Source organism: Vibrio sp. STUT-A16 (assembly GCF_026000495.1).
GTDB classification, from domain to species: domain Bacteria; phylum Pseudomonadota; class Gammaproteobacteria; order Enterobacterales; family Vibrionaceae; genus Vibrio; species Vibrio diabolicus.
On the sequence record NZ_AP026765.1, the window covers coordinates 1,918,580 to 1,945,197 of the forward strand.

The 26,618-nt window shown below is 45.1% G+C and carries 29 protein-coding genes; 13 read left to right on the plus strand and 16 right to left on the minus strand.

The genetic code is table 11. The annotated features are described in order from the left end of the window. Positions 1–57: 57 nt before the first annotated feature. The 3 genes from prpB to OO778_RS09235 all read right to left on the minus strand — a co-directional run bounded on the left by prpB (position 58) and on the right by OO778_RS09235 (position 2,344). Complete coding sequence (prpB, locus tag OO778_RS09225) at positions 58–954, minus strand: methylisocitrate lyase (protein WP_005395068.1); 897 nt, start codon at positions 952–954, stop codon at positions 58–60. A 12-nt stretch (positions 955–966) separates the two neighbouring features. Further along, on the minus strand, positions 967–1,680 hold the full coding sequence (locus tag OO778_RS09230; RefSeq protein WP_005395069.1) for a GntR family transcriptional regulator: 714 nt from the start codon (positions 1,678–1,680) through the stop codon (positions 967–969). A 265-nt stretch (positions 1,681–1,945) separates the two neighbouring features. Beyond that, on the minus strand, positions 1,946–2,344 hold the full coding sequence (locus OO778_RS09235; protein WP_053807462.1) for a GFA family protein: 399 nt from the start codon (positions 2,342–2,344) through the stop codon (positions 1,946–1,948). Between the two features lie 259 nt (positions 2,345–2,603). Here OO778_RS09235 and OO778_RS09240 point away from each other — a divergent pair, with 259 nt between their 5' ends. The 5 genes from OO778_RS09240 (at position 2,604) to OO778_RS09260 (ending at position 7,500) form a co-directional block, all read left to right on the plus strand. After that, complete coding sequence (locus tag OO778_RS09240; RefSeq protein WP_005395072.1) at positions 2,604–3,575, plus strand: tripartite tricarboxylate transporter substrate binding protein; 972 nt, start codon at positions 2,604–2,606, stop codon at positions 3,573–3,575. 239 nt (positions 3,576–3,814) lie between these two features. After that, positions 3,815–4,309: a tripartite tricarboxylate transporter TctB family protein gene (locus OO778_RS09245; RefSeq protein ID WP_048626438.1), complete on the plus strand. Its 495-nt coding sequence runs from the start codon at positions 3,815–3,817 to the stop codon at positions 4,307–4,309. 19 nt (positions 4,310–4,328) lie between these two features. Further along, positions 4,329–5,855 (plus strand): tripartite tricarboxylate transporter permease, encoded by a 1,527-nt coding sequence (locus OO778_RS09250; RefSeq protein ID WP_264909329.1) that lies wholly within the window; start codon positions 4,329–4,331, stop codon positions 5,853–5,855. Positions 5,856–6,132: 277 nt separating this feature from the next. Continuing rightward, the gene (locus OO778_RS09255) at positions 6,133–6,648 is read left to right on the plus strand and encodes an adenylate kinase (protein WP_264909331.1); all 516 of its coding nucleotides are present in this window, start codon (positions 6,133–6,135) and stop codon (positions 6,646–6,648) included. An 81-nt stretch (positions 6,649–6,729) separates the two neighbouring features. After that, positions 6,730–7,500 carry a sulfite exporter TauE/SafE family protein gene (locus OO778_RS09260; RefSeq protein WP_256895085.1) on the plus strand — a complete coding sequence of 257 codons (771 nt, stop codon included), beginning with the start codon at positions 6,730–6,732 and terminating at the stop codon, positions 7,498–7,500. A gap of 305 nt (positions 7,501–7,805) precedes the next feature. Here the strand turns inward: OO778_RS09260 and OO778_RS09265 are convergent, their stop codons facing one another. The 13 genes from OO778_RS09265 to sctW all read right to left on the minus strand — a co-directional run bounded on the left by OO778_RS09265 (position 7,806) and on the right by sctW (position 19,493). Continuing rightward, the gene (locus OO778_RS09265; RefSeq protein WP_006741544.1) at positions 7,806–8,777 is read right to left on the minus strand and encodes a TAXI family TRAP transporter solute-binding subunit; all 972 of its coding nucleotides are present in this window, start codon (positions 8,775–8,777) and stop codon (positions 7,806–7,808) included. A gap of 1,054 nt (positions 8,778–9,831) precedes the next feature. Then, complete coding sequence (vopD, locus tag OO778_RS09270; RefSeq protein WP_258615922.1) at positions 9,832–10,836, minus strand: type III secretion system translocon subunit VopD; 1,005 nt, start codon at positions 10,834–10,836, stop codon at positions 9,832–9,834. A gap of 10 nt (positions 10,837–10,846) precedes the next feature. Continuing rightward, positions 10,847–12,046, minus strand: coding sequence for a type III secretion system translocon subunit VopB (gene vopB, locus OO778_RS09275; protein WP_005377260.1), 1,200 nt, complete (start codon positions 12,044–12,046; stop codon positions 10,847–10,849). Positions 12,047–12,053: 7 nt separating this feature from the next. Then, positions 12,054–12,539: a SycD/LcrH family type III secretion system chaperone VcrH gene (gene vcrH / locus OO778_RS09280; RefSeq protein ID WP_005395089.1), complete on the minus strand. Its 486-nt coding sequence runs from the start codon at positions 12,537–12,539 to the stop codon at positions 12,054–12,056. Between the two features lie 11 nt (positions 12,540–12,550). Then, positions 12,551–14,374 (minus strand): virulence-associated V antigen, encoded by a 1,824-nt coding sequence (locus OO778_RS09285; protein ID WP_269468966.1) that lies wholly within the window; start codon positions 14,372–14,374, stop codon positions 12,551–12,553. Between the two features lie 10 nt (positions 14,375–14,384). After that, entirely contained in the window at positions 14,385–14,669 is a 285-nt protein-coding gene (locus tag OO778_RS09290) for an LcrG family type III secretion system chaperone (protein ID WP_005395092.1), read from the minus strand. A gap of 60 nt (positions 14,670–14,729) precedes the next feature. Beyond that, complete coding sequence (locus OO778_RS09295; RefSeq protein WP_104969414.1) at positions 14,730–15,143, minus strand: LcrR family type III secretion system chaperone; 414 nt, start codon at positions 15,141–15,143, stop codon at positions 14,730–14,732. Beyond that, a complete protein-coding gene (gene vcrD, locus OO778_RS09300) occupies positions 15,143–17,269 on the minus strand; it encodes a SctV family type III secretion system export apparatus subunit VcrD (RefSeq protein ID WP_104969413.1) in 2,127 nt (708 codons plus the stop codon). Before vcrD ends, OO778_RS09295 begins: the two co-directional genes overlap by 1 nt. After that, entirely contained in the window at positions 17,253–17,594 is a 342-nt protein-coding gene (vscY, locus tag OO778_RS09305) for a type III secretion system chaperone VscY (protein WP_005395110.1), read from the minus strand. Before vscY ends, vcrD begins: the two co-directional genes overlap by 17 nt. 5 nt (positions 17,595–17,599) lie before the next feature. Continuing rightward, positions 17,600–17,977 (minus strand): type III secretion system protein VscX, encoded by a 378-nt coding sequence (gene vscX / locus OO778_RS09310; protein ID WP_005377246.1) that lies wholly within the window; start codon positions 17,975–17,977, stop codon positions 17,600–17,602. Next, positions 17,974–18,348 carry a type III secretion chaperone SycN gene (gene sycN / locus OO778_RS09315; protein WP_264909344.1) on the minus strand — a complete coding sequence of 125 codons (375 nt, stop codon included), beginning with the start codon at positions 18,346–18,348 and terminating at the stop codon, positions 17,974–17,976. Before sycN ends, vscX begins: the two co-directional genes overlap by 4 nt. Then, positions 18,335–18,619, minus strand: coding sequence for a TyeA family type III secretion system gatekeeper subunit (locus OO778_RS09320; protein ID WP_104969412.1), 285 nt, complete (start codon positions 18,617–18,619; stop codon positions 18,335–18,337). Before OO778_RS09320 ends, sycN begins: the two co-directional genes overlap by 14 nt. Continuing rightward, positions 18,600–19,493 carry a type III secretion system gatekeeper subunit SctW gene (gene sctW, locus OO778_RS09325; RefSeq protein WP_104969411.1) on the minus strand — a complete coding sequence of 298 codons (894 nt, stop codon included), beginning with the start codon at positions 19,491–19,493 and terminating at the stop codon, positions 18,600–18,602. The genes OO778_RS09320 and sctW overlap by 20 nt, the downstream gene beginning before the upstream one ends. Positions 19,494–19,678: 185 nt before the next feature. Between sctW and vscN the strand changes: the two genes are divergently transcribed. Genes vscN through vscU form a run of 8 tightly spaced genes read left to right on the plus strand, consistent with a single transcriptional unit; the run spans position 19,679 to position 26,362 of the window. After that, entirely contained in the window at positions 19,679–21,001 is a 1,323-nt protein-coding gene (gene vscN / locus OO778_RS09330; RefSeq protein WP_145473971.1) for a SctN family type III secretion system ATPase VscN, read from the plus strand. Continuing rightward, complete coding sequence (locus OO778_RS09335; protein ID WP_048626446.1) at positions 20,998–21,459, plus strand: type III secretion protein; 462 nt, start codon at positions 20,998–21,000, stop codon at positions 21,457–21,459. Before vscN ends, OO778_RS09335 begins: the two co-directional genes overlap by 4 nt. A gap of 9 nt (positions 21,460–21,468) precedes the next feature. Continuing rightward, the gene (locus OO778_RS09340) at positions 21,469–22,617 is read left to right on the plus strand and encodes a type III secretion system needle length determinant (protein WP_074191282.1); all 1,149 of its coding nucleotides are present in this window, start codon (positions 21,469–21,471) and stop codon (positions 22,615–22,617) included. Then, positions 22,614–23,582: a type III secretion system cytoplasmic ring protein SctQ gene (gene sctQ, locus OO778_RS09345; RefSeq protein ID WP_046874924.1), complete on the plus strand. Its 969-nt coding sequence runs from the start codon at positions 22,614–22,616 to the stop codon at positions 23,580–23,582. The genes OO778_RS09340 and sctQ overlap by 4 nt, the downstream gene beginning before the upstream one ends. Continuing rightward, positions 23,579–24,229, plus strand: a complete 651-nt coding sequence (gene vscR, locus OO778_RS09350) for a SctR family type III secretion system export apparatus subunit VscR (RefSeq protein ID WP_005377232.1) — start codon at positions 23,579–23,581, stop codon at positions 24,227–24,229. The genes sctQ and vscR overlap by 4 nt, the downstream gene beginning before the upstream one ends. Before the next feature lie 13 nt (positions 24,230–24,242). Continuing rightward, positions 24,243–24,509 (plus strand): SctS family type III secretion system export apparatus subunit VscS, encoded by a 267-nt coding sequence (gene vscS, locus OO778_RS09355; protein WP_005377227.1) that lies wholly within the window; start codon positions 24,243–24,245, stop codon positions 24,507–24,509. Beyond that, positions 24,506–25,291 (plus strand): type III secretion system export apparatus subunit SctT, encoded by a 786-nt coding sequence (gene sctT, locus OO778_RS09360; protein WP_253658451.1) that lies wholly within the window; start codon positions 24,506–24,508, stop codon positions 25,289–25,291. The genes vscS and sctT overlap by 4 nt, the downstream gene beginning before the upstream one ends. A 15-nt stretch (positions 25,292–25,306) precedes the next feature. Next, positions 25,307–26,362: a SctU family type III secretion system export apparatus subunit VscU gene (vscU, locus tag OO778_RS09365; RefSeq protein ID WP_048626449.1), complete on the plus strand. Its 1,056-nt coding sequence runs from the start codon at positions 25,307–25,309 to the stop codon at positions 26,360–26,362. Positions 26,363–26,618 lie beyond the last annotated feature (256 nt).

Below are 26,618 nucleotides of genomic sequence, written 5' to 3' on the forward strand. Positions count from 1 at the left end.
AATTAGATAAATTCCGATTATCTTTTCTTGGGCTTCCGTCTATCTTTTCTTTTCCAGCTATTTTCCTTCAGAGAATAGCTGGTCAAGTTTGTCTTCGTAATCGTGGTAGTTCAGGTGCTGATACAACTCTTTGCGTGTTTGCATTGAATCAACCAAAGCTTCCTGATTGCCCACTTCTAGCAAATGCTTGTAAACCGTTTCAGCGGCTTTGTTCATCGCACGGAACGCACTTAACGGGTAAAGCACCATATCGACTTTCGCTTTTGCAAGCTCGTCGCAGCCGTACAGTGGCGTTGCGCCGAACTCGGTAATGTTGGCCAGAATAGGAACGTGCTTTCCAGTTGCTTGCTCAAGTGCGTTTGAGAACTGAAGGTACTGATCCAGCTTGGTCATCGCTTCTGGGAAGATCATGTCTGCGCCAGCTTCCACACACGCAATCGCACGCTCAATTGCACTGTCCATACCTTCAACAGCTAGCGCGTCTGTACGAGCCATAATCACGAAGCTTTCATCATTGCGTGCGTCAACCGCGGCTTTTACGCGATCAACCATCTCTTGCTGGCTCACAATTGCTTTGTTCGGACGGTGCCCACAACGTTTCTGTGCGACTTGATCTTCCATATGAACCGCAGCAGCACCCGCCTTTTCCATTGCTTTGATCGTGCGAGCAATATTAAATGCACCTCCAAAACCGGTGTCGATGTCGACCAATAGCGGTAAATCACACGCGTTAGTGATACGGTCAACATCGACCAGTACGTCGTTCAATGTTGTAATACCGAGATCCGGCAATCCGTATGACGCGTTTGCAATACCGCCGCCAGACAAATAAATCGCTTGATGCCCCAAGTTTTTCGCCATCATGGCGCAGTAAGGGTTGATGGTGCCGACAATTTGCAGCGGATTGTTTTGTTCAATGGCGAGTCTGAACTTCGCTCCCGGTGTTAAGCTCATGACGAATTCCTTCTAGTCTTTGTCTAAACTTTCTGTATGTATAATTTGCGATTGGATGAGCTTTCGACTTCCTGAGATGTGTCGTCTCATCAACATTTCTGCAAGCTCTTCATCTCGATTACGGATGGCTTCCAGAATAAATTTGTGTTCAGTCAGCGCTTCATTTGGACGAGATTGCGCGCGCGGTGACTGATAGCGGTACATGCGTAACAAGTGGTAAAGCTCGTCGCACAGCAGAGAAATCAGCTTGCTGTTTCGGCTTGCTTGGATGATGCGATAGTGAAAATCAAAATCTCCATGCTGATGGAAGTAAGAGGCTCCTTCCACTTGATCAATGTGCTTAGAATGTGTCGACAATAGCATTTCCAAGCTCAAGAGCTCTTCTTGCGTAATATGTCGCGCTGCTAACCTTGCCGCCATACCTTCTAGCGCTTCGCGAACCGCATAGAGTTCTATCAGCTTTTCTGGAGAAAAAGTGGTCACTCTAGCCCCGACATGAGGAATACGTTCAATGAGCCCTAGCCCCTCTAAACGCATTAATGCTTCACGCAAAGGGCCCCGGCTGACTTGATATTTCTTCGCCAGTTCAGGCTCCGAGATTTTATGACCAGGCTTAACATCGCCATTCACAATGACTTCAATCAGTGTTTCTGTCAGTGTTTCTGACTTGGTGTGTTCTTTCTCAGAACCCAGTACTTTATAACGAGTTTTCAACTCAGAGTTCATACTCAGATACTCACGTTACCGACATCAAAATGTCTACAATTTCTTAACCTGAATATAAAGTAGTCGATCAAAGTGTCGACAATCAAGTAAATTGTCGACAATTTAGACTAAGGTCGTAATTTAAATCGATGAAAATCATCTATTACGAGCTAAATGGAGGGGTAATTGCGAAGGAAAAAGAAAATTGTCGACAACTAAACACCTCTTAACATTATGATATAAAAGAAAAACAATTAAGCCGTCGAACAATTAAGGATACAAAAGGCTATTCTTTAGGTGAAAATTGCTCAAAAACTTGCTGCGATGTCATCTTTTGTGAGGTGGGATTGAGGTCATAATACGCGGGCTTTTCATCGGTAAAGATCTCTAATGAGAGTTTGAAATCTGGATTGTCGAACAAACCAGCGGAGAGAATGTACTCGCCTGTCGGTAACAAATGATAGAAAAGGTTTGTGCCGCATTCGCCACAAAAACCTCTCACCGCCCAGTCAGACGATTGATAACGCTTTGGCTCGGCCCCCTTAAACGTTACGTTAGGACCACAATGCACAGCATGGAGTGCTCCACTCGACCATTTTCGACACATCGAGCAGTGGCATAGACTCACTTCATTCTTAGCATCTGCGATCACTTCAATAGCGCCGCACAAACATGTCCCTTTCATTCTCTGTTTCCTTATTCGTTTGATGTCATTCCATTATGACGCAATTGTTAGCACGCACGCGTGATGTGCAACCAATTTTTCAGCGTGAACTTTATGAACAAAATATCCGTTATGCTCAATATTCTCTTTATCGACGTTTTAAAGACATCAATTTAACACTTGATTAACCTTTGACACATCAGCATCCAGTTCGAGTTAAAAGCTGAAACAAAAATAAGACTCATCTAAAAATAGAGTCACCAACATAAGGAACGTGAACATGTTAAAGGTAATCAAACCAACGCTCGCCGCATCGATCATCGCAGCTTCATTTTCATTTAACGCTTTTGCTGCTGATGTAGAAAAAATGCATTTCTTGATCCCTGGAGGTGCCGGTGGCGGCTGGGACATGACCGCACGAGGTACAGGTGATGTGCTACTTAAATCAGACATCGTTGAGACGGTATCTTTCCAAAACCTTTCTGGTGGCGGCGGCGGTAAAGCCATTGCGCACTTGATTGAAACGGCAGATCGCCAAGAAGATACGCTGATGGTGAATTCAACACCGATCGTCGTTCGCTCTCTAACAGGTATTTTCCCTCAATCCTTTAGAGATCTCACTCCCGTTGCAGCCACCATTGCGGATTACGGTGCCATCGTAGCCTCTGTTGATTCGCCATACAATTCTTGGGAAGACGTAGTAAAAGCATTTGAATCTAACCCTCGCAAAGTGAAAATTGCAGGTGGCTCTGCTCGTGGCTCGATGGACCACCTCGTCGTTGCCGCCGCATTTAAAGGCGAAGGATTTGATGCGCGTAAAGTTCGTTACATCGCTTACGATGCGGGCGGTAAAGCCATGGCAGCCCTTCTTTCAGGCGAAACTCAACTGCTCTCTACGGGCCTAGGTGAAGTACTGGAGATGTCAAAATCTGGTCAAGTCAAAGTGCTAGCGGTAACTGCACCAAAACGCCTAGAAGCCGCACCAAACATTCCTACGCTAACAGAATATGGTAACGAAACTGTCTTCGCTAACTGGCGTGGATTCTTTGCTGCACCAGGTACTAGCCAAGAAAAGCTGGATGAATGGAATGCAGCATTTACCAAAATGTACAACACTGACGAATGGCAAGTCGTCCGTGACCGCAATGGTTGGATAGACAACTACAAGGCGGACAAAGCGTTCTTCGCGTTCCTTGAAGAGCAAGAGCAGCAAATGGGTGACTTAATGCGCGAGTTAGGCTTCCTAAAGTAACAGTCGAACTGGGTCCCTCAGATTCCAACCTCACCCAATAACGTGGGGTTGGTATTTCCCCAACTGTATTTGCACTCTAAGTTTCACCGTATATGGATATTGTCGACAATCGGCATGCACACTCCTTTGTTTATATACCCAAAGCAGCTCGACTAGCAGCGAAATGCTTAATTGTTAATGGTTTAGTTTATTCATTAACGTCCATATGCGGTCTTTTTTATTTTTGTTAGGAGTTGAATATGTCTCGTTCAACCAACTTTTTCACCAAAGAATATTTGCTCTGTCGTGACCGTGTCGGCGCAATGATCTTTCTACTCTTCTGTCTTTGCTACGGTTATCAAACCTCGCAAATTCCATTGTTCCCTGGTGATGAATACGAACCGTTCACCGCACGTACTTTGCCAACCATCCTGACTTACGTTGGTGCAGGCCTTTCTTTGTTATTACTGGTAACAGGACAACCAGATAAACAAAGTGGCGCGGTGCTGACCTTTAATTGGAAGTTACTGATCGCTTTCTTGGTTTTGATGGCGCTGTACGGCGTGGGCCTGACTTACCTCGGCTTTGTTATAGCTACTGGCTTCTTTTTATTGGCTGGCTTTTATCTGCTGGGGGAAAGACGTAAACCCGTTCTGTTCGGCGCGTCGTTTCCATTCGTGATCGCGTTCTATTTATTACTCACTCAAGGTTTGGACATCTATCTCGAACCGGGTTTGATTTTCACCATCTGGTAGTCAAAGAAAGGACTGAATTATGTTAGATGGAATTCTACAAGGTTTATCCACCGCAGTAATGCCAATGAACATCATGATGGTGATCGTTGGTTGTTTCGTCGGTACATTTATCGGCATGTTACCTGGGCTTGGGCCGATCTCAGCCATTGCTTTGATGATCCCAATTACTTATGGCCTAGAGCCATCTTCTGGCCTTATTTTGATGGCGGGTGTTTATTACGGTGCGGTATTTGGTGGCTCTACGTCGTCGATTTTAATTAACGCGCCGGGTTGTTCTTCAACCGTGGTGACAGCATTCGACGGATACCCAATGGCTCAAAAAGGCCAAGCAGGTAAAGCATTAGCTTTGGCTGCTTATTCTTCTTTCACTGGCGGTACGCTATCTGCCATTATGTTGCTTGTTGCCGCACCAGCATTGGCTAGCGTCTCCCTTAGCTTCCAATCGTCAGACTATTTTGCGTTGATGCTACTTGGGTTATCAGCAGTCGCGGCTTTTGCGGGGAAAGGTCAGGTAATCAAAGCGTGGATGATGACCATTCTTGGTTTGATGCTATCTACCGTTGGAATCGATAAAGGCGTAGGCGTTGAACGCTTTACCTTCGGTTTAACGGATTTAATGGATGGCTTTAGCTTCTTGTTGCTTGCAATGGCGACATTCGCACTGGGTGAGACGCTGATGGGCATCCTTAAACCATCAAAAGACACCAGCGATGAAGAACAGGAAAAGCTGAGCAACATTGGCTCAATGAAAGTGACGAAGGAAGAAATCAAAGACGTTGCGCCTGTTTCAATTCGCTCTTCAATATTAGGTTTCTTCACTGGCGTTCTTCCTGGCGCAGGAGCAACCATTGCGGCTTTTTTAAGCTATGGTATGGAGCGCAACCTCGTACCTAAAGAGAAAAAGGAAGAGTTCGGTAAAGGCAGTATCCGTGGTTTGGTCGCGCCAGAATCAGCGAACAACGCAGCGTCTAGTGGTTCATTTGTTCCACTGCTAACGCTTGGCATTCCAGGTTCTGGTACGACAGCTATTATGCTCGGCGCGCTGATCGCTTACGGTATTCAGCCAGGCCCTCGCCTGTTTGTTGAACATCCAGATGTGTTCTGGTCGGTGATCATTTCCATGTACTTCGGCAACATCGTACTCGTGATCCTGAACTTACCGTTGATTCCGTACATTTCAAAGCTTTTGGCGGTTCCAAGAACGGTACTTCTGCCGATGATTTTATTCTTCTCAATCACCGGAGTTTATTTGGTCTCATTCAATACCATGGATGTGTTCGTGATGCTGATTGTCGCTATGGCTGCCATTGCACTTCGACTCGCTAACTTCCCACTTGCGCCTTTATTGCTGGGTTTCATCCTTGGGGGATTAATGGAAGAGAACTTACGCCGCGCATTAATGATTTCAGACGGCGAATTGAGTTTCCTATGGGAGCGCCCTATTACCCTTACCTTTACTGTTTTAGCCGTATTGGTACTGGCAAGTCCACTAATCGTAAAGCTGATTCAAAAGTTTAAAGCACAGCCAGTGAGCGTTGAGCAGTAACAACTGTCTCTTACAACCTAGATAAAGCCATCCATCGCGATGGCTTTTCTTTCTCCTATCAAATCGTTCACTTATTAAGCAAAATAATATTGACAAGCCATCGCCTATATATAAGAGTAGTTGCATGAATACACACTTAGCACAACTTAACCAACGAATTATCATCATTCCATAGGAATGGTGGGATATTTGATGCGCTCAATATTTATCGAACCCACCCATAACGGTGGGTTTTCTGTCTCTGCCGTATGGGAAATATTCTCTTGGAGGCGTTCACATGCAAAAAGTAGCGGTTTTTGGTAAACCCGGCAGCGGAAAATCGACGGTAAGTAAAGCAATCGCGTCTGCTACCGCTCTCCCTCTTCATCAATTAGATTCCATAGTCTATAAACCAAACGGTGAGCCCATTGAGCGTAACGTTTTTGATGAAGCACATAGCAATATACTTCACTCAGATCGTTGGATTATAGATGGTCTAGGGCCTATCAGCTCCTTTAATGCTCGTTTAGATGCAGCCGATACTCTCGTTTATATCGATCTACCATATTCAGTAAGCTATTGGTTTGTGACGAAACGTCTCCTTAAAGGACTATTTATTAAACCCGAAGGTTGGCCTGATGGCAGTTCGGTATTGAAAGGGACATTACAAAGCTACAAAGTTCTTCAGCAATGCCCTGCATTCTGGAATGATGACTTCATGTCTCGTCTCGAAGGGTACTCTCAAAGTAAAACCGTTCATGTCATCAAAAACGTTACAGAACTGAACAATTTTGTTTTAGAGTGGGTAAAGTAAACTTCATATCAGGACACTAGAGCATATGGGATGGGCCATCTAAAGCTCTAACAATGAAAAAGAACATAACAAGGATTGTTTATGCTTTTAGAACTAGCGCTTTTATTCGTTGCCGGCGTAGTTGGTGGGATCATTAACTCCATTGCGGGAGGCGGAAGCTTTATTACTTTTCCGGCCCTATTGGCGGTTGGTGTGCCTCCTATTATGGCCAATGCAACAAACACTTATGCTTCATGTGCGGGGTACATTAGCGGAGCCGTTGGCTTCAGAGAAGAGATCATGAAGAACAAGCAAGAACTGTTGTTCACAGTCTCATTCAGTTTAGTAGGTGGCGCTGTCGGAGCATATCTGCTGCTCAACACACCAGAATCGCTATTTTTGGAAGCCATCCCTTGGCTACTCTTGTTTGCCACCATGCTTTTCCTGACTGGTTCTCGTTTAACAATGCTTATCAAAACTGTCGCGAAAGAGCACAAACACGCAGGAATACTCGGAGCAATCGCTTTGGGTCTATTACTTGTTGGTGTCTCTGCTTACGGTGGTTTTTTCAACGCAGGTTTAGGGGTTATTGTTCTGAGTTATCTGGTAGTAGCGGGTCACCAAGACATTAATTTAATGAACGGTTTGAAATTGCTGGTATCTACGTGTGTTTCACTCATTGCTATCGTGATTTTTGTTGCGAATGGTTCCATTGACTGGCGCACAGGTAGCGTTGTTTTGGTCGGTACGTTGGTGGGTGGTTATCTTGCAGCTCGTGTATCTCGTCAACTTAATCCCAATCATGTTAAAGGGTTTGTTGCTCTTTCTTCTATTCTCATCACTATCTACTTTTTCATTGATGTTTATGCTTAAGTAAAACTTGCACATGTAGATAACACTCCTATAAAAAACGCCATCGCGAATGATTAATGCTGATCGCTGAACGAGGTTTTTGTGTCATTACAGCGAGCCTTGGCGTGACTAGGGATCTAATAGCAGTACGCTGAGCGGCTAATGAAACAATTTTGACCATAAAGGGCTCGGATAGAAGATCCTGTATCACGCTCCTCCGTCGCTGTACAGGATGACGAGAGATAGAAATATGCCACTCGCTGTTAAACGAGTGGCATTAATCGAGAAAGATGGCGTTTTACATCAATAAGAAGAGAAAGTAACGGTTACTTAATCAGCCCTACTTCTTTGTAGTATTTGAGCGCACCTGGGTGAAGAGGCGCAGATAAACCGTCTTTTACCATTTCCTCTTTCTTCAAGTTCGCAAACGCTGGGTGGAGACGGCGGAAATCATCGAAGTTTTCAAATACCGCTTTAACCACGTTATAAACCACATCTTCTGGTACAGCAGTAGAGGAAACAAACGTCGCACCCACACCAAAGGTTTGAACATCACTATCTGTGCCACGATACATACCACCCGGTACATTTGCGACACGGTAGAAGCTATTGTCTGCAACCAATTTTTCTACATTAGGTCCAGCTACCGTTACGATATTACTATCACACGACGTAGTGGCTTCTTTAATCGCTCCACTTGGGTGACCAACGGTATAAATCATCGCATCAATTTTGTTATCACAAAGTGCTTTTGATTGCTCTGCTGCTTTTAACTCAGACACAAGCTTAAAGTCATCGTTACTCCAGCCATACTGGCTCATTAACACTTCCATGGTGCCTCGTTGACCTGAGCCAGGGTTACCAATGTTGACGCGCTTACCTTTCAAATCATCAAAAGTTTTGATGTTCGCGTCTTTACGTGCAACGACAGTGAACGGTTCTGGATGAACGGAGAATACGGCGCGTAGTTCTTTAAAAGGCCCGCTTTCCTTAAACTTACTGGTTCCTTTGTAAGCATGATACTGCCAGTCTGATTGAGCGATACCGAGATCCAATTCACCAGCACGAATAGTGTTGATGTTATAAATCGATCCCCCAGTACTTTCTACCGAACAACGGATACCGTGATCTTCTCGCGATTTGTTAACCAAGCGACAAATTGCTCCACCAGTCGGATAATAAACCCCTGTTACGCCACCAGTACCAATCGTGACAAACGTTTCTTCCGCAGACGCAGAAAAGCCTGTTGTGAGTGCCGCTAAAGAAGCAGCAAGTGCGATTTGCTTAAACTTAAACATTGAACATCCCTTTTACCTGTGTTGATGACCGTTTAAGTATAGCAACCGTTAACAATTTGATAACGTTTGAGTTCTCATCCTTGCAGATTAGCTTAGCTAATCACCACTTTTATCAGCATACTCTGCCATCGTACAAGACTCTATATAAGCGCAACCCATATCGCATAGAAAATTAAATCTTTTTAAAGTTTTTAATTTATTAAATTTTTAGACAGACATATCCATTCGATATTATATATTAAATAGAAACACTCAGGACAATTAAAATAATATTGTTAAACAACCTTTATTCTATATAAATATGATGAATTATAACTCCAGACAAAAGACATGAGGCACTTGAAATAAACAAGACGAAAGAGAGAACAAATAATCGTTTAATATGCTTTGGAACTTTATCTCTCTTCTCTAGCATTTTATACCGTTTCGCATGAAACTTGCTCAGAAAGACAGTGCCATATTGTAGGACACCTTGACCTGATAAGAATATATTCAGAGTGTAGTATCGGACTCCATTATCAAGAGTATCTTCAAGATACTTCAACCAGTTGGATTTCAAATAAATAACAAACAAAACCCAGGTGAATATACCTAAAATTCCAACCGTAGTCAGATAAATAACTAAATCTGATGCTAAACTGATATCTTCCATCTTCGACTACTTATTAAGTTGAGTTTTATATAATTCTGTTCCCAAATACTCACCAGTCGAACCGCCATATTTTCCTTTTAAGTACTCCCACTACAAAAAAAACACTTTTTGTGAGTAATAATGACACTCTAACTCAATTTTATGCAACAAAGCCACTATGGAGTGATAACTTTGAGCTGAGTTCAACAAAAACAACAACTTCTATGCAAGATAAATCTCTTTTAGCATGGTGATCAAATCATTGATGATTACTAAGGAAGCGGGATAGAGTAAATGTCTAACTACGTTATATGTGTTACAAACCAATTCCTCAGTAAGTATCAATATCTAGTTATTAGCTTAGATAACTGAAACAAAAAAAGCGTCGTATAAACAACGCTTTGTAGTTAATGAGATGGACGGTTACACCGTTGGGACTGACGCTCGCCACGCTTGGTTCTGACTATCTGAGATAGAACGGAACAATTCACGTAGCTCTTTCAACAGACCTTCTTGGAAACCAATGTTTTCATCGGCTTTCTGTTTGGCTGCTTGTGCGCGAGTCGCTTGTACTTCATCATCTTTGCTGCGCGCTTGCGCTTTGGTTTGCTCTACATTCGATGCAGAGTTTGCCATCTGGCCCAAAGCTTGAAGAATGGCGTTCTTCGCTTGGTTTGAACTCATCAGCTTATCGAACTTACGACCACCACTTGTCAGCTGTGCTGTCGTGTCCGCGATATTGTCTTTTGCAAGTGAGTGCGCACGCTTAACCTGATCTTGCTGAGTTTTAGACAAGCTATTGTTATTCAATAACTCTTCTGCTTGATCGAAGCCAGCTTTTTGCGTTTTCAGTACATTATTGCTCGCCATTTCATTCTTGATTTCTTTCCCTGCTTTGAAAGAACCAAGGGCACCAATAATTGCGGTAGCACCCGCTAATACACCCGAAACGACTGCCATCGCGATCATCGCACTTGCCGAGTTGTTTAGTTCTGCCGCTTGGCTTTCTAAACTCGCGACGTTTGCTTCAACAGCAATTTCACGTTGTAGCACTTGCTGTTCACGGCTCAGCTTTGATACTTGATACAACAATGTTAATAGCGTCAACGATTGTGATACCGCATCTGATGGTGACTTGATCACCTCCTCACCGTTAAGCGCTTTCATCGTTGTGCTCATTAATGAGCTCACCGTCGGTGCAAGAGCGCTCATTAGGTTTGCAACAACTTGAGCTTGGTTACTCACTGTAGGAGCTTTAGGCATCTCTAACTGGTAGCGTGCTGCACCAGAAACACCTGACTCACTTTGGCTTTTAACGGCGCCTGCTTCAAGCTTTGTTTCCGGCGCTTTTTCTGCTTTGTTGGTTTTAATGGTATCGCCTAAACCGTATAGTTCACCACGACCCGTTCCGCCTACTTTATCTAGCATAATAAACTCCTTATACCGTTGCAGGACGGCTTAACACCGTTTGCATAGTTTCACTTTTCGCTTGAATCATTTGCATGATGAGGCTCATCAGCTCTTGGAAGTCTTCCATCAACTTACCAATCTCTTCTTTGAGCTTATCAATGACAGCCTGGCTTAACGTCATTTTGGCTCGAAGATCTGTGATATCAGCCTGAATCTCTGTCACGTGAGCATTGTTAGCAGCATGGACACTGTCCGTTGCGCCTTTACCCACATTGACGGCGAGATCAACGGTTTCTGCGCCATAACGAATCGCTTTCGCTGTTGTTGTCGCAGCTTTTGTGCCCATATCCGCCACTTTCGCCATGTTTGCAGCGGCTTTCGTAGCGATTTCTGTGACCTTTTGAGCTACCTTACCAGCACCTTTCGCTGCAAGTTTCGCGATACCGCCAGCTGCTGCACCACCAAACGTCACAACAGCTCCGATAACCGCGACGGCGATTTCTAATGCCATTACGACTTTGTTTAACACATCGACATTTACGCCCGCTTCTTTTAGAGCATCTTGAACGGCTGGCTCTTGCAACGCCATGCTCACTGCTCCCATGACGCCACCAGCGATCATAAGTGCACCGGCTGCTGCACCAACACCCGTTGCCACCATTACGGCACCAACAACAATAGAAACCACCGCACTGATCCAACCAAAGATCTTCGCTGCTAAGCCTGATTTTTGGGCTTCTTTTGCAGCGGCTTCCGATTCTTTGATTTTGTCTTGGTTTTCAACCATCTCTTTTTCGTGCTTAGCTTTTGCGACCTTCACTTCCTGAATTTTCAGCTCGTTTTGAGCACTTTTCAGTTTATCCGTGATAGCAGCAAGCTCTACTTCAAAATCATCAGCAGAACCTGCGATGATTTTGACTGCAATCGAACCTGTTTGATCTGCAACTGCATGGAGAGATTTTGCAATGGTATCGACGATCTTTTGCAGCTGTGCCATGGCTTTTAGCGTCAAATCATTCACTTTGTCGCTAACAGCTGCGTTAGGTGCATCTAACTGAACTTTTACTTTTCCGGTGTTCAGTACATCTGCATCTTTACTCTTCACGTTTTCTACCGTCACAGACGGCGTCGCTGTAGACGCCGTTTTCTGCACGTTATCTAACGTGGCTTGGCCAGATTCAGGGCTATAAACCTGTGTCTGGATGCGGTCAAGTGCAATAGAACTCATAGTCTAATTACTCCTTTTTATTTCTCACCGCTTCTAACATGATGCCTGCACGCTCATGCAAATCTGCATATTGTGATTTTCCGGCAGACATCTCCTTCGCGCTGTAAAACCCACTCTCTGCTTCTGTCAGTTGTTCCAGTTTCAGGTGACATTCAGCAGAGTGAAAAGGTGGACGTGGATCATTTACGTCCACTAGCGCTGCGTAGCTGTAGGCATCTATTGCCTGCAGATACTCACCCAACTCCTGACGAGCCGCGCCAAGGCCAATGAAAAATCGCGCCTGATAATGATCAAGCATGCTGAGTAATTGAAATACTTTCGCTGCTTGCTCAATCTTTCCCGATTGGAAAAAGTTGTAACCTACGGCATAAATATGTTCGATGGTGTCCTGAGACACATCGTGCAACATTTTTAGCGTGCCTCCCTCTTCCAGAAAAGACAGCAGCTCTTCTGCTTGCATTTGGGATGGATCGGTCGCGTTTTGTTTAGTCATGGTTGTTATCCTTAAATGGCTCGTAGGATTTCTTGTAAAATACTGTGGTACTTCTGAACAAATTTGTTCATTGCTTCAACGGTCGAGTTGTATTGGGAACTGGTGTCGTTCAGCTCAGTGGTTTTGATTTGCACTTCATCGTTAAGCAACTTGGATTTAGCACTGACAGAACTAGAAAAATTAGACAGTTTTTTCGACTTCTCTTCGTCTTGGTACGACGCACCATCACCGATAGTAATACCTTGTTTTTGAAGAAAGTCTCGATGGTTTGTTATCTTATTATCCGTCAAATACTTGTACTCAGGTGAAGCTTCAAAATCCGTTTGATTACTGTAGTTAAAGTCACTCGCTTTGAAGTTACTTTCTGGATATCCCGGTTTATAAACCCCATCAACACTTTGCGTAGAGTGAATTTTTGATTGCACAACACCAAAAACTTTAAGCTGTATTGTGAGATCCTCTAATGCCTCTTTCTGGTCATTACGTTTCTCTAAACGGTTAACACGACGCTCATTTAGTGCAAGCAGCACGCGCTCATCAAAGCGATCACCAATACTAGATTCAACGACAGCCAACAAATCACGAGCCGTTAGAGAGTGCTCTGCTCTCACCTCGCGATCCGCTTTCTCTTTGTCGGTGATATTGAGTAGACGCTCTTTCAATGCCCCTAAGTTCTTGCGCAATGCCTCGTATCGCTCAGTAAATGAAGCCCCGGTAGATTCATCTTTTACTATTTTTTCAAACTGTAATCGGATGTCTCGTTCGGTGTTTTCTTTGATCAAAGTAACTTGAGCTGACGTTATTTGTGTCTTTTGGACATCGGCTATCGCGCTGTCCTGGTAAAAGTCGTCGATTTCTATATTTGTTAAACTCACCGCGAAGTTGGCGAACAGACTAGAAAGGGTCAAAGGCTCGGTTCCACCAATGACGGTGTTAAGTGCTGCTTTTAGGTTGTTTGTTCCAGCCGCCTCCCCATAAGCTGCGCTATATTGGCCTTTCACTTGAGCGGCCATTTCATCTAACGCTTCTTTAAGCTGCTGTTTAGAAATACCAGGAGTCCATGTAATTCTGTTAGCTAGCGCACTTGCGTCATCGGTGCTTAAAGTAATACCGATACCTTGAAAACTACTTTTTAATTGAGCTGAGACTTGAAGAGCGAAACTCTCTTTAGTCAACAGAAAGTCCGAGCTCTTCAGTTGCGCGAGATTAACGGAACCTAAGCTACTAAAGGCATTGCGAAGAAAAGAAATAGAAGCATCTCTCACTTCACGGGAGCCCATTTGATTAGCAAGCTCTGCAACAAAAAGAGAAATTTCTTTGGTGGCATTAGCCAGACCTGTCTCGGAGAGGTTGGCGATCTGCTCCGCTTGGTTACTCTGAGTCCCCAAATTAAATTGACTAACAAACTCAGTAGATAACGAGCTATCTACGTTTTCCTTCAGTAACTTACTAAACCAAGCCTGAAACTGATTTGATAGCGTTTGGTTTGTTTGAGCATTAAACTCGGCTGTGGTTAATTCGCCATCTGAATTAGCACTTTGTAGCGACTTTATCCAAACAGATGCGGTGTCGGTCAATGATATACCAGCAAACGCGTTATTTTTCGCTTTTAGGTTTTCAAGTGTATCAACATAAAGCGCGATGCTTTGTGATTCCGTTTGTCCCGAGATAGTTGGCAATGAAGAGATTATCGAGGCAAGTTGCTGAGTCTCTGCTTCACCCAGTACAGGGGTAAATGCCTCTATCAAGTTTTGTTGGAAAGTGGGTAATGGTGCACTACTCGCAGCTGTGTCTGTTGCTCCTGTCGTAGAGCCAGTCGTTTTCATATTCGTCATTTCCAAACCTCTAAATCATCATGCCGCGCATCACTGTGGGACGCTTTCTGCGTTTACCTGACGTACCTTGTAGCTGATTTTGTTGTTGCCGGCGGCGCTGGACTTCGTCTATTAGCTCTTGCTCTGCACGTTTCATGGTATCTACTGGCGCTTTTATGCCGCCAAGTAAAACATCACCCGCAACAGGACCAACACCTAAGCCTTCCAATAGCTCGTTAAAAATATCGGTTCTGTCTTCAGCTTTTCTAATGGCGAGCTCAGCGTTCTCAATCGCATCGGTAAACGGCTGCTTCATCTTGATTCCTATCTTAAAGCGGGTCATCTCATCGGTGCTGTCAGTAACAGTCGTGAGTTTTTACTTTTTCAACTTTTTCAAAGGTCTATAATCTGCCAGGCGTAAACAGTACCAGTCGTCTAGCTCATCATGGCTAGCACCACATGCTCTTAAATAAAACTGGGCTAATCGCTGGCTGCTCATGTTGCTACCACGTAACACATCGACGTTTCCGCGAATGACCCAATCGGAGGGGTAAAGTTGAACAGCATGCTCAGCTAAGAGAAATAAGCCTGCAAAAGGGTTACTCAACCCTAGGTTTGGATGCACACGTTTCAAAAGAACGATGATGATTTCTCCGTCCTCCACACGAAAAACGAGCTCTAAACCCTCAACTTCAATTCGATAGCCAAGTTGAATTTCACTTTTTTGCCAAAAGTATGGCGTCACTTCGATCCCCGCTTGCGCAAGCGAGAGCATTAGTTTTGTTTTCATTACATCCCCACCCTTCCAAGTGGCTGAATATTGATTTGCTGAGTTAATTCTTGAAATGACAAAACGGGCAGATCGTAGTATTCCGATTCAATAAGCTTTCGCACATATCGGCGTACATCCATAGACACAACTAACACAGGCTTATTCGGCATGCGACTTAAATCACCAATGGTCTGTTTCACATCACTGACAAATTGTTGAGTTACTGACGGGTCTAACGCCAAGTAACTCCCTGCTGAGGTTTGACGAATACCACTGCGTATTGTGTCTTCGAGACTTTGATCCAATAAGTAAGCGGGCAACATATTTTGTCCGCTCGCGTATTTGTAGCAAATGTAACGTTTTAAGCTGGAACGAATGTACTCCGTCAGCTGTACAACATCTTTCTCTTTTTGGCCCCACTCAACCATGGCTTCCAAGATCACGCGAAGGTTTCGGATGGAAATATCCTCAGAAACCAAGCGTTGCAAGATTTCCGTCATTTTTTGTAACGGGACAATGCGCTGGGCCTCTTTAACTAGCTCCGAATAACTGCCTTCCATCTGCTCCAATAGATAACGCGTCTCCTGAATACCAATAAAGTCTTGTGCGTACTCCTTGAGAACATGAGACAAGTGGTACGTTAAAATTCTGTCGGGTGTAAGAAAGCCGACATGGCTAGTCGTGAGTTTTTGCTCGTAACTTTGTGCCACCCAAATGCTAGAAATACCGGGTAGAAAATCTTCATCTTGCTCATAAGGCACGCCTAATAAGTCGATCTGCTCATTCCCTTCTGTCACCAAGAGTTGGTCTTTTACAATTCGTCCTCGTGCAACCGGAACTTCTTGTAACTGAATTAAATATTCGCCATTTTGCATCCCCTCGTTAAAACGCAGGTGGATACCCGGGAAAGGCACGCCGAGGTCGAGATATAGTGCGCGCCTCACCCTTGCTAGCTCTTCATTCAATGCGACCGCTTCCAAGCTTTCCTGAAGGCTCGCGTCAAGATCAATTAAGAGCGGGACCGTCATGGCGAACTCTTCTTGCTCACCTAATTTACCTTTACTGTTTCTAGATGGGGTTGGTTTGCTTGGCTTCGCTGCTGGTGAACCCGCCCCTTGCGAAACAAAGCTTGATAAGTCGGTAGTATCTGATTCAGCCTGTTTTTTCTGTTGATAGAAAAGGAAGAAACCACCACCACCAACCACTGTGGCCAAGACCAGAAAAGTAATTTTTGGAAAACCAGGAATCAGTGCGAACAGCACCAAAAGCACACCGCCAATGAGGAGTGCACGCGGCTGAGCAATGACCTGACCACCAATGTCCGAGCCGAGATCAGAAGAATCTTCATGAGATACACGCGTCACGATAATACCGGCCGTAATCGCGATAAACAGCGCCGGAATTTGCGATACCAAACCATCACCAACGGTCAAAATCGCAAACAACTCAAGTGCTTCAGAAGCACTCATGCCTTTTTGCGTTACCCCGATAGTGACGCCACCTAAGATGTTGACCACAATGATGACCAAACCAGCAATGGAGTCGCCTTTAACGAACTTCATCGCGCCATCCATCGAGCCATACATTTGGCTTTCTTTTTCAATCAGTGATCGTCGGTGCCGTGCTTCGTGTACGTCAATCACCCCAGCGCGCATGTCACCGTCAATACTCATCTGCTTACCAGGCATGGCATCAAGTGAGAATCGCGCACTAACTTCTGCAACCCGCTCCGAGCCTTTGGTGATAACCATAAACTGGACAATAGTAATGATCAGGAAAACAACAATACCGACCACTAAGTTACCGCCCACGACAAAGTTACCGAAGGTATAAACGATTTGACCAGCATCGCCTTGCAGCAAGATCAAACGGGTTGTCGTGATGGATAAAGACAAACGAAACAATGTCGTGATCAGTAGCACTGCGGGAAACGCTGAGAACTCAAGCGGCGTAGTGATGTAAATCGCTAACATAAGCAGCACCACCGCAATGCTCATGTTGGTGCCAATCAGCACATCCACCAGCGCGGTAGGCAGTGGCAATATCATCATAAAGACGATCGCGAGCAACATCACAGCAAGCATAATGTCTTTACGTTGCCCTACCTTGTTTAAAATATCGATCAACTTATTCATGTGATTCACTATTTAAAGATTGCAGATAGCGTCGGTGCGCTTGGCGTGCCCCATCGACGTCGTTTTGTTTCCAACGAGCTTGGCTTAAGCAAAACCAGAGTCCTGCCGAATCAGGTTTAAGGTCGGATTTTAATAAGTGCTCACATACCTCAACCGCACGGGCATATCGACCACTTTGTAAACACGCCACTGCGAGCGTTTGCATCGCCTCTTTGTGTTGCGGGTCTATCTCTAAAACCGCATCGAGAATAGAGATAGCATGCTCTGGCTTTTGGTATTGAACTTGTAGTGCAGCGTGAACAAGCAACAGTTCAATGTCTTTGGATCTCAACATGTTGGTTAGACCTGGATAAGGAGATTGAGCGCCATAGTGAGGTAACGCTGATCAAGTTGCGTACTTTGTAGAGTTTCGGATGCTTTGATAAAAGAAGCGGAGCCTGAATCCTGTGCAAGAACTTGCAACTGAGCCAACGTTTCATCGAACTGTTGGCGGTACTTTTCTGGGCGCAACAATTCTGAGTGCAACAATTTTGGCTTGGTTAACGCGATTAGGTATTGGTCTGAAGGCCTGAGGTCATAGAGCTTCTCTAAATGCGTAGCGACCGCCTGTCCATCAGGAAGTAATTGAAACCGTTCAGGGAAATCGGCCTTAACCTCACTATGAGTAACATGCGTGAAGGCTTCTATGCCTACGTTTAAAGTGCTTACTCGAGTCATGAGGTTGCCACATCGTTATGTAGACGACCCAAAAGCGTAAACGCTTGTTCTAAAGTCGGAAGCGTGACCTCTTCTCCGTTTAACCTCGCGGAAAAAACCAAAGTTTGCTCATCTAACAAACCAGTTTTAATTTCGAAAGGCCAGCCTTGATCGGCATGACACAAACTGAGGGCTCTTTGAATGATGTCACTGGTTTGATGCCAAGATAACGCTTGAGACAACATCAAGAATAGCTGTTCTCCGTGTCGCTCAATATGTAGTGTACCGCTTTGCTCAAAATCCAGCTGCACCCGTCCAGCTGATGAGAAATCGACGGCATCGAGCCCCATTCCTCGGCAAAATTCATTGACGGATGCATCAATCCAACTCATCTTCCCACGCTTCCTCTTCTTCTATATCAATGGCTTCGTCTAGCGCCTTTTGTACCGCTTGTATTAAATTCTGTCGTTGTTCTGCATCGGCGAATACATCAATAGGGATCGCGCGAACTAACTTGTGGAACTCTCGAAAAAAATCGATTTTTTGTTGTACCGCCGTCAATTCCATTGCGTTGGCGACTTTCCAAATCTCATCACTGCTTACCCATCGCTGCTCTACCAACGCAATCACATCAGCCATCAAATTAGAAACTTGATAAGCCATAACTCGTCCTTTCCGGTTTAAACATTTGGAACAACTGACTCACGCGATCTTGCAACGTATTTAGAGTTTTGAGTTTTTGCATATCGGACATCAACCACTGCAACTTAACCGAGTCGATACTGCTGCCTTGAACACTAAGATCTGCACTCATGCCTTGCAGCATAAACTCAACAGCGGTCGATACCTCCTGTTCACCAAAGCGCGCCACTACGTCTTGATAAGCAGCGCCGAGCCCTTGATAGCTATGAACGGTATCGCGATAGAAACCGCGCAGCTGATGTAATGAGCTAAACTCTTGCTCTTGGCTGTACTCATCAGCAAAGTTTGAGACGCGAATTTCCGTATCAATTTGAGCCCAAGAATCTGGGTTTTGCTCGATTCTCAGAATCGCTTGCTCAATCAGCGCTAGTAGATGTTTACTTTCTGGGCTCGCACTCAAAAACTTTTTAACGGCTTTTAACGCAAGGTATTGATGGCTTTTCTCCTCTGAAAATCCATTCAAATAAGCTTGCAATTGAGCGATGGTCGAGATATTTCCTCCCGCCATTTTTGCAGCCAGATCTTTGATCTTTTGGTTCTTTTCAAGATCAGGGACTTTTCGCAGATAGTCAGAAACGAGTTCGTGCGCTTCATTAACTCGAACGCCACTGTCTTTTACTTTACGCTTGGTCAAATCTTTTTCTGCTTTTTCGGAACCGAGTGAAGTGAGCTCTTCCATCGCATCAAAAAGTGATTGTGTGGCATTGTGAACACGGACCGTTTCACCGCGGTAATTGCCTTTTCGTGAAGCGTCGGTACGAGACGATTCCAACCCGTTTTGGATAGACGCATCAAACTTTGGGTTTGTTGCGATATGATTGTTGATAATACTCATTCACTTGCACTCCTTCCGTACAATACAGGCGAATTATAGGAAGTGCGCTTTCTCGAAGCTGTCAAAATCAGACGTGTTTTTTTAGTGCGTTTTCAGTTTTCTAAAAACTCCCGACTGATATTCACTATAAATACCCCCTCATCCTTTCTATCCTCCCAACATCAATCATTGCGCATATTTTTACCTTGAACGATTTCTCATACATCACTGATATCCAACAATCTGCGATCAGGCAAACTCGTCTGATCCAAATTCGCGGGCGCGTTACGCAAGTAACCGGCACCATCATCAAGGCCGTTGTCCCCGGCGTTCGTGTTGGTGAGCTGTGTGAGTTGCGTAATCCTGATCAAACTCTGTCTTTATTAGCGGAAGTCGTTGGCTTTCAACAGCATCACGCTCTGCTCACACCGTTAGGAAATATGTTTGGGATTTCCTCAAATACAGAAGTTAGCCCAATGGGAAAAATGCATGAGGTCGGCGTTGGCGATCACCTATTAGGTACAACGCTTGACGGGCTTGGGCGTCCTTTCGATGGTACGCAAAGTCAGGAACCAAGTGCTTGGTATCCGGTTTATCGCGATGCACCGCCACCAATGCAACGTAAACTGATTAAAAAGCCAATCTCTCTTGGGGTTCGATCCATTGATGGACTACTGACCTGTGGTGAAGGTCAGCGCATGGGCATTTTTGCAGCGGCGGGCGGTGGTAAAAGTACCCTACTGGCAAAACTGATTCGATCCGCAGACGTCGACGTGACCGTTCTCGCCTTGATTGGTGAACGCGGACGCGAAGTACGAGAGTTTATTGAGCATGACTTGGGCGAAGAAGGAATGGCCAAATCGGTTTTAGTGGTCGCGACATCCGATCGCCCGGCCATGGAACGTGCCAAAGCCGCTTTTGTTGCCACTTCTATTGCGGAATATTTTCGTGACCAAGGTAAACGCGTGTTACTGCTGATGGATTCTGTAACGCGTTTCGCCCGCGCACAGAGAGAAATTGGCCTAGCCGCAGGTGAGCCACCAACACGACGCGGCTATCCGCCTTCCGTTTTTGCCGCTTTGCCAAAGCTGATGGAACGAGCCGGTCAATCTGACAAAGGGTCAATTACAGCGCTGTACACCGTGTTGGTTGAAGGCGACGACATGACAGAGCCTGTCGCCGATGAAACTCGCTCCATTTTAGATGGGCACATCATTCTCTCGCGCAAGCTTGCTGCAATGAACCATTATCCTGCCATTGATGTACTCCGTTCAGCAAGCCGCGTGATGAATCAAATCGTTGAACCTGATCATCAGGCGTCTGCTGCTCACCTTCGCGAAATGTTAGCCAAGTACGAAGAAGTTGAGCTACTGCTCAAAATTGGCGAGTACCAGCATGGGGCGGATAGCCGAGCGGATATGGCGATTGCACAAAGTGATGATATACGCGCCTTTTTGCGTCAAGGAACGCATGAGCCAAGTGATCTTGATGGTGCTATCGCTCAACTAAAAGGGATGGCGAACCAATGATCGAACGGTTACTAGAGATCAAACAAATTCGAGCGGAACGTGCGGATAAAGCCGTTAAGCGCCAAGAATACCGAGTATCAAATTCGGCAGCACAGGTTCAAAAGGCCGAACGTTCCGTAGCGGACTATCACGTTTGGCGTCAGGAAGAAGAAGAACGACGTTTTGCCAAAGCAAAGCAACACACACTCGTTCTCAAAGAGTTGGAAACATTGAGACAAGAAATCGCGTTGTTGAGAGAGCGAGAAGCCGAGCTTAAACAGCGCGTTGCCGAAGCAAAAAAAGCGCTTGAGTACGAACGTTCGGTACTTAAAGAAAAACAAAAAGAGGCACGGCAAGCCCATAAAACCAAAGAAAAATTCGTTCAGTTGCAACAACAAGAACTCGCGGAACAGTCGCGAGAAAGACAATACCAAGAAGAACTCGAACAAGAAGAGTTTCGCACTGTCGATATTATTTAAAGGTTCATTATGCGCATTACTCCAACAGAAGAAACACCGAATACGCTGTACAAATCAACGCCAGAAAAAAAGCCCCTGGAGCGAGAGGCTGAGCTTCAGTCACAGTTCGAGCGTGCAATGACGGAGAAACCTAGCAAGGAAGAAGAATCTACCGTTGCGAGCAAAAAAGACACTCAGAGCAGAGACGAGAGCCTTCCGTTAAGACATGAAGCATCTCAAAGCCTAGACAAACAATCGAAACTTTCTAACCAAGAAGCCAGCACTTATAGAAATACCGCCACATCAAAAGGCAAAAGTGACGTCGTCACCAAGAGAGGCGTAGAGAAACCACAAGACGACGCAACAAATAGCGAAGAACACCTAATTGAAAACAGTAAATTGCATGAGAAAGATAAGAAACTTGAGAGCGATCAGGCTCCAAACTCATCCTCGATTGAGCGCGTTGGCCCCCATTCTCAAGCACAAGCTTCTCTCGACGGTTCTCTCCCTAAAAAGGCCGTAGGGAAATCGCTCGCTCAAGATGCAATTAACAATGCTAACTTCACGACGAAACAAACCGAAACGACACACAATAAGCGTGCAACGCAGCGACTACAAGACACAGGCAAACTAACAGATAAAACCGATAGTCGTTCTGAAACTAAATCGCTTGAGAAAGTCGAGACGAAAAGCGCACTAGTGGCCGTTAAAGCGGATGACGAAAAAGCAGAACCTCAACACCTTGCGAGCGCGGCAACACAAGGCGATGTCATTTTAAAGAGTGTTGCTTCACAGGCTCAGCCGGCCCCTGTACGAGAAGTAAACACGTTACTCCAACAATTGGTGGACAAAATCTATGTTTCGCTGCCAACCGCATCGGACAACAAAGAGGTTCGGCTGTTTCTGAGTGAAGGACAATTAAAAGGTGGCGAAATCCACATCAAGTTGGACGCGCAAGGTTATAGCGTGACGATTCGACAAGAGCATGCCCTTTCCATTATTAGCCAACAAGCTAGACAAGATCTTGCCGAACGCCTAAATCGATTTGGCGGTGATCAGCCACTTCGTCTAGCGATCAGCGAACAAACTCAACAGCTCGATCAACAACAACATGAACAACAACACTCACGCCAGAAACGTAGCGTGTATGAAGAATGGCAAGCGGAGAATGACCTATGACGCCGTTAACGATACCCAAAGTCGATTCAGACAGTATTGCGCTCAGTAATCAACTTTGTGCAAAGCAATGCCATTTCCAAGGGGCTGATGGTCAGAGCGTATCGATTACTGTTTCTCAAATCCCTTCATTTGAAGGATTCCGTTTAACCACGTTGATTGGAGGGCAAACGATCCAAGTGGATTTTTGTCGTGCGCAACTCCAGAAATGGCTTGAGTCTACTCTGAATGCCACTGCATTCGAGTCACTGCCCAACTCGCTCCAGTTAGCACTTTTGAGTTCTCAGATTGAACCGCATAGTGAGGCATTCAAAGCACTATTTGGTCAGTTGCCCATTCTTAGCCAGTTACAACCGTTAGAGTCGAGCCAAGTTCAAGAGCATACCTTGATGTTAACCCTCAATAAACCTAACGGCTCTCTTTGTTTGTGGGTTAGCGAAGGAGCAAACGTGCTGTTGGATGCACTACCAAACAGCGCTGCTCTTCAGGCGCGACATCTCGCTTTACCTGTGTGGTTAAGCCTTGGAAAGACCCATTTAATGTTAAGCGAATTTAATTCGCTCGAACTGGGAGATGTGATCTTTTTTGACGATTGTTATATCGCCCAACAACAAGCCATTTTTCAAGTATCTAACCAGAATCTCTGGCGCTGCCAACTGGATGACCAAATTCTTCACATTATTGAAAAAGAAACCAATATGAATGACGTAAACACTTCAGAAATGTTAACCGACCACCAGCAACTGCCCGTGGAACTCACGTTTGATATCGGCCATCAAACCATCACTCTAGAACAGCTTAACCAGCTTCAGCCTGGGTACGTATTCGAGCTAAACCAACCTGTATCTAAGCCGGTAACATTGCGTGCCAACGGCAAAATCGTCGGTGAGTGTGAACTGGTTAATGTTAATGAGCATTTAGGTGTGCGCGTACTGGAACTGTTTGGTGGCACGCAGGAGCCAGCATGATCCAGTTACCTGACGAGCTCAATCTCATTGTCAGCTTAGCACTGCTGGCACTGATCCCATTTATCGCGATGATGGCGACGTCGTTTGTAAAACTCGCCGTTGTATTCTCACTGCTGCGTAACGCTCTCGGTGTACAGCAAATTCCACCGAACATGGCGCTGTACGGATTGGCGATCATTTTGTCTATTTTCATCATGGCTCCCGTCGGTTTTGAAACCTACGACTACGTAAAGCAGCATGATATCTCCCTCGAAGATTCTGCAAGTGTAGAAGGCCTCATTGAAAGCGGTTTACAGCCTTATCGAGAGTTTTTGAAAAAACATATTCGGGAAACCGAAGCCATATTCTTTACCGATGCTGCGCGCACATTATGGCCTCAAAAGTACGTGGACCGTTTAGAGTCAGATAGCTTGTTGCTGTTGCTGCCAGCGTTTACGGTCAGTGAGCTTACCCGTGCTTTTGAAATTGGCTTTCTATTGTACTTACCGTTCATCGCTATCGACCTAATTGTATCGAATATCTTGCTCGCCATGGGCATGATGATGGTATCGCCAATGACGATTTCCCTCCCCTTCAAATTGTTACTCTTTGTCTTGCTTGACGGCTGGACGAAACTCACTCACGGCTTAGTGCTGAGTTACGGTTAATCACGGAGAAAGTATGCATTCTGCAGAAATCATTCATTTCACGACTCAAGCATTAACCCTAGTTTTGTACTTGTCGTTACCGCCGATTTTAGTCGCAGCGTTGGTTGGTACATTGGTGTCGCTTATTCAGGCGTTAACTCAGGTCCAAGAACAAACGTTAGGCTTTGTGGTCAAGCTTATCGCGGTCATTATTACGCTGTTCGTCACAACGCAGTGGCTAGGGGCAGAGCTCCACGCCTTCGCCTCGCTTGCCATGGATAAAATTCCTCAAATACGATGAGTTATCACGACTTACACCAGGCTTTATTTTTGTATAGCCTGACGTTACCTCGGTTAATGGCATGCTTCATCTTTTTGCCTATTTTGAGCAAGCAAATGCTAGGCGGCACCATGGTGAGAAATGGTGTGCTTTGCTCACTCGCATTGTTTATATTTCCGATGATTAATAAGCAAAGCTTGCCCGCAGAAACCGACGGTATTTGGCTGATAGTGATTTTGGGTAAGGAGGTATTAATTGGGCTATTGATCGGGTTTGTTGCTGCTATCCCCTTTTGGGCAATAGAAGCGGCTGGCTTTCTGGTCGACAACCAACGTGGTGCTGCCATGGCAAGTATGTTTAACCCAACGCTAGGCTCGCAATCGACGCCAACCGCAGTGTTACTGACCCAAACGTTGATTACCCTGTTCTTCTCTGGCGGGGGCTTTGTCACTTTTATCTATGCGTTATTCAAAAGCTACACATCTTGGCCGATCGTGGACTTTTTCCCAACCGTTAGTGATGCATGGGTGAGCTTCTTCTACGCACAATTTGAACAGCTTATGTGGCTTGGTGTGCTGATGTCAGCCCCATTAGTGTTGGCAATGTTTCTTGCTGAGTTTGGTCTGGCGCTTATCAGTCGTTTTGCACCGCAATTGAATGTTTTTTTCCTTGCCATGCCAATAAAAAGTGCCATCGCGAGTGTTTTACTGATCGTGTATCTCGGGTTAATGATGGATCACTTTGAAGTACAGTTTTACGGCATTACCCGATTCGCAGAACAACTCAATACCATTTGGCAATAACGCTTAGGATTCTTTATGAGCGCAGAAAAAACAGAGCAACCCACCGCAAAAAAGTTACGCGATGCCAGGCAGAAAGGTCAGGTAGCCAAAAGCCAAGAAATCGTATCGTCTGCATTAATTTTGGCGCTCATAATTGTACTGTTTGCGTTCGCCGATTATTACATGTCGCACATCTCAGCGCTTATTCTCCTACCAAGTAAGCTTGCTTATCAGGGCTTCCAAGATGCGCTAGTCGATGTCGCTATTGCCATCGCAAAAGAAATTGCCTATCTACTCGCCCCAATTATTCTGGTTGCTGCACTCGTCGCCATCTTTTCCAATATGGGGCAGTTCGGCTTTCTATTTAGTGGTGAATCCGTTAAACCCGACATCAAAAAGATCAATCCCGTCGAAGGTGCCAAACGCATTTTTTCGCTTAAGAGTGTGATTGAGTTTATCAAGTCGATCCTTAAAGTCTCTCTTCTTTCCTGCATTATCTGGGTGACCTTACGCGGTAACATCAACGCTTTGATGCAAATTCCAACTTGCGGGCTAGAATGTGTCCCGACCATTACTGGCGTCATGATTAAACAATTAATGATTATCTCTTCGGTAGGTTTCATCGTCATCGCTGCAGCTGATTTTGCGTACCAAAAATTTGACCACACGAAGAAACTCAAAATGAGCAAGGACGAAGTGAAGCGCGAATACAAAGAGATGGAAGGCAGCCCAGAAATCAAAAGTAAACGTCGTCAGCTACATCAAGAGCTACAAGCCTCCAATCAACGAGAAAATGTTAAACGCTCCAATGTGTTGGTAACAAACCCAACGCATATCGCGGTTGGTCTGTACTACAAAAAAGGCGAAACGCCCCTGCCCGTCATCACCTTGATGGAAACCGATGCGGTAGCCAAACGTATGATCGCAATCGCCAAAGAGGAAGGTGTGCCTGTGATGCAAAAAGTCCCTCTTGCTCGCGCACTATACGCGGACGGCAACGTCGACCAGTACATCCCAAGTGATCTTATTGAAGCAACCGCCGAAGTACTTCGTTGGTTGGCATCATTGGAGTCGGATAAGACGCTGAACTAACATGATTTCGAGAGTAAAGGCTATCGTACGAAGAACGGTTATCACTTTTCTATACGTAATGAGATTTTTAAATGTGTCATCCTTCGCTATAGATTTCAGCATATCGAATTTGCCTACTTTTGCTTGTCCCAATGAAGCACTTGGTTCATGAAAAGTCGTGTTTACTAACGTCAATAGTGGTACTGTACTGGACAGTTTTACTTTCACCTCTAAACCACCTAAAGCTCGGTAAGAAACCTCGCCAGCCACAACAAAG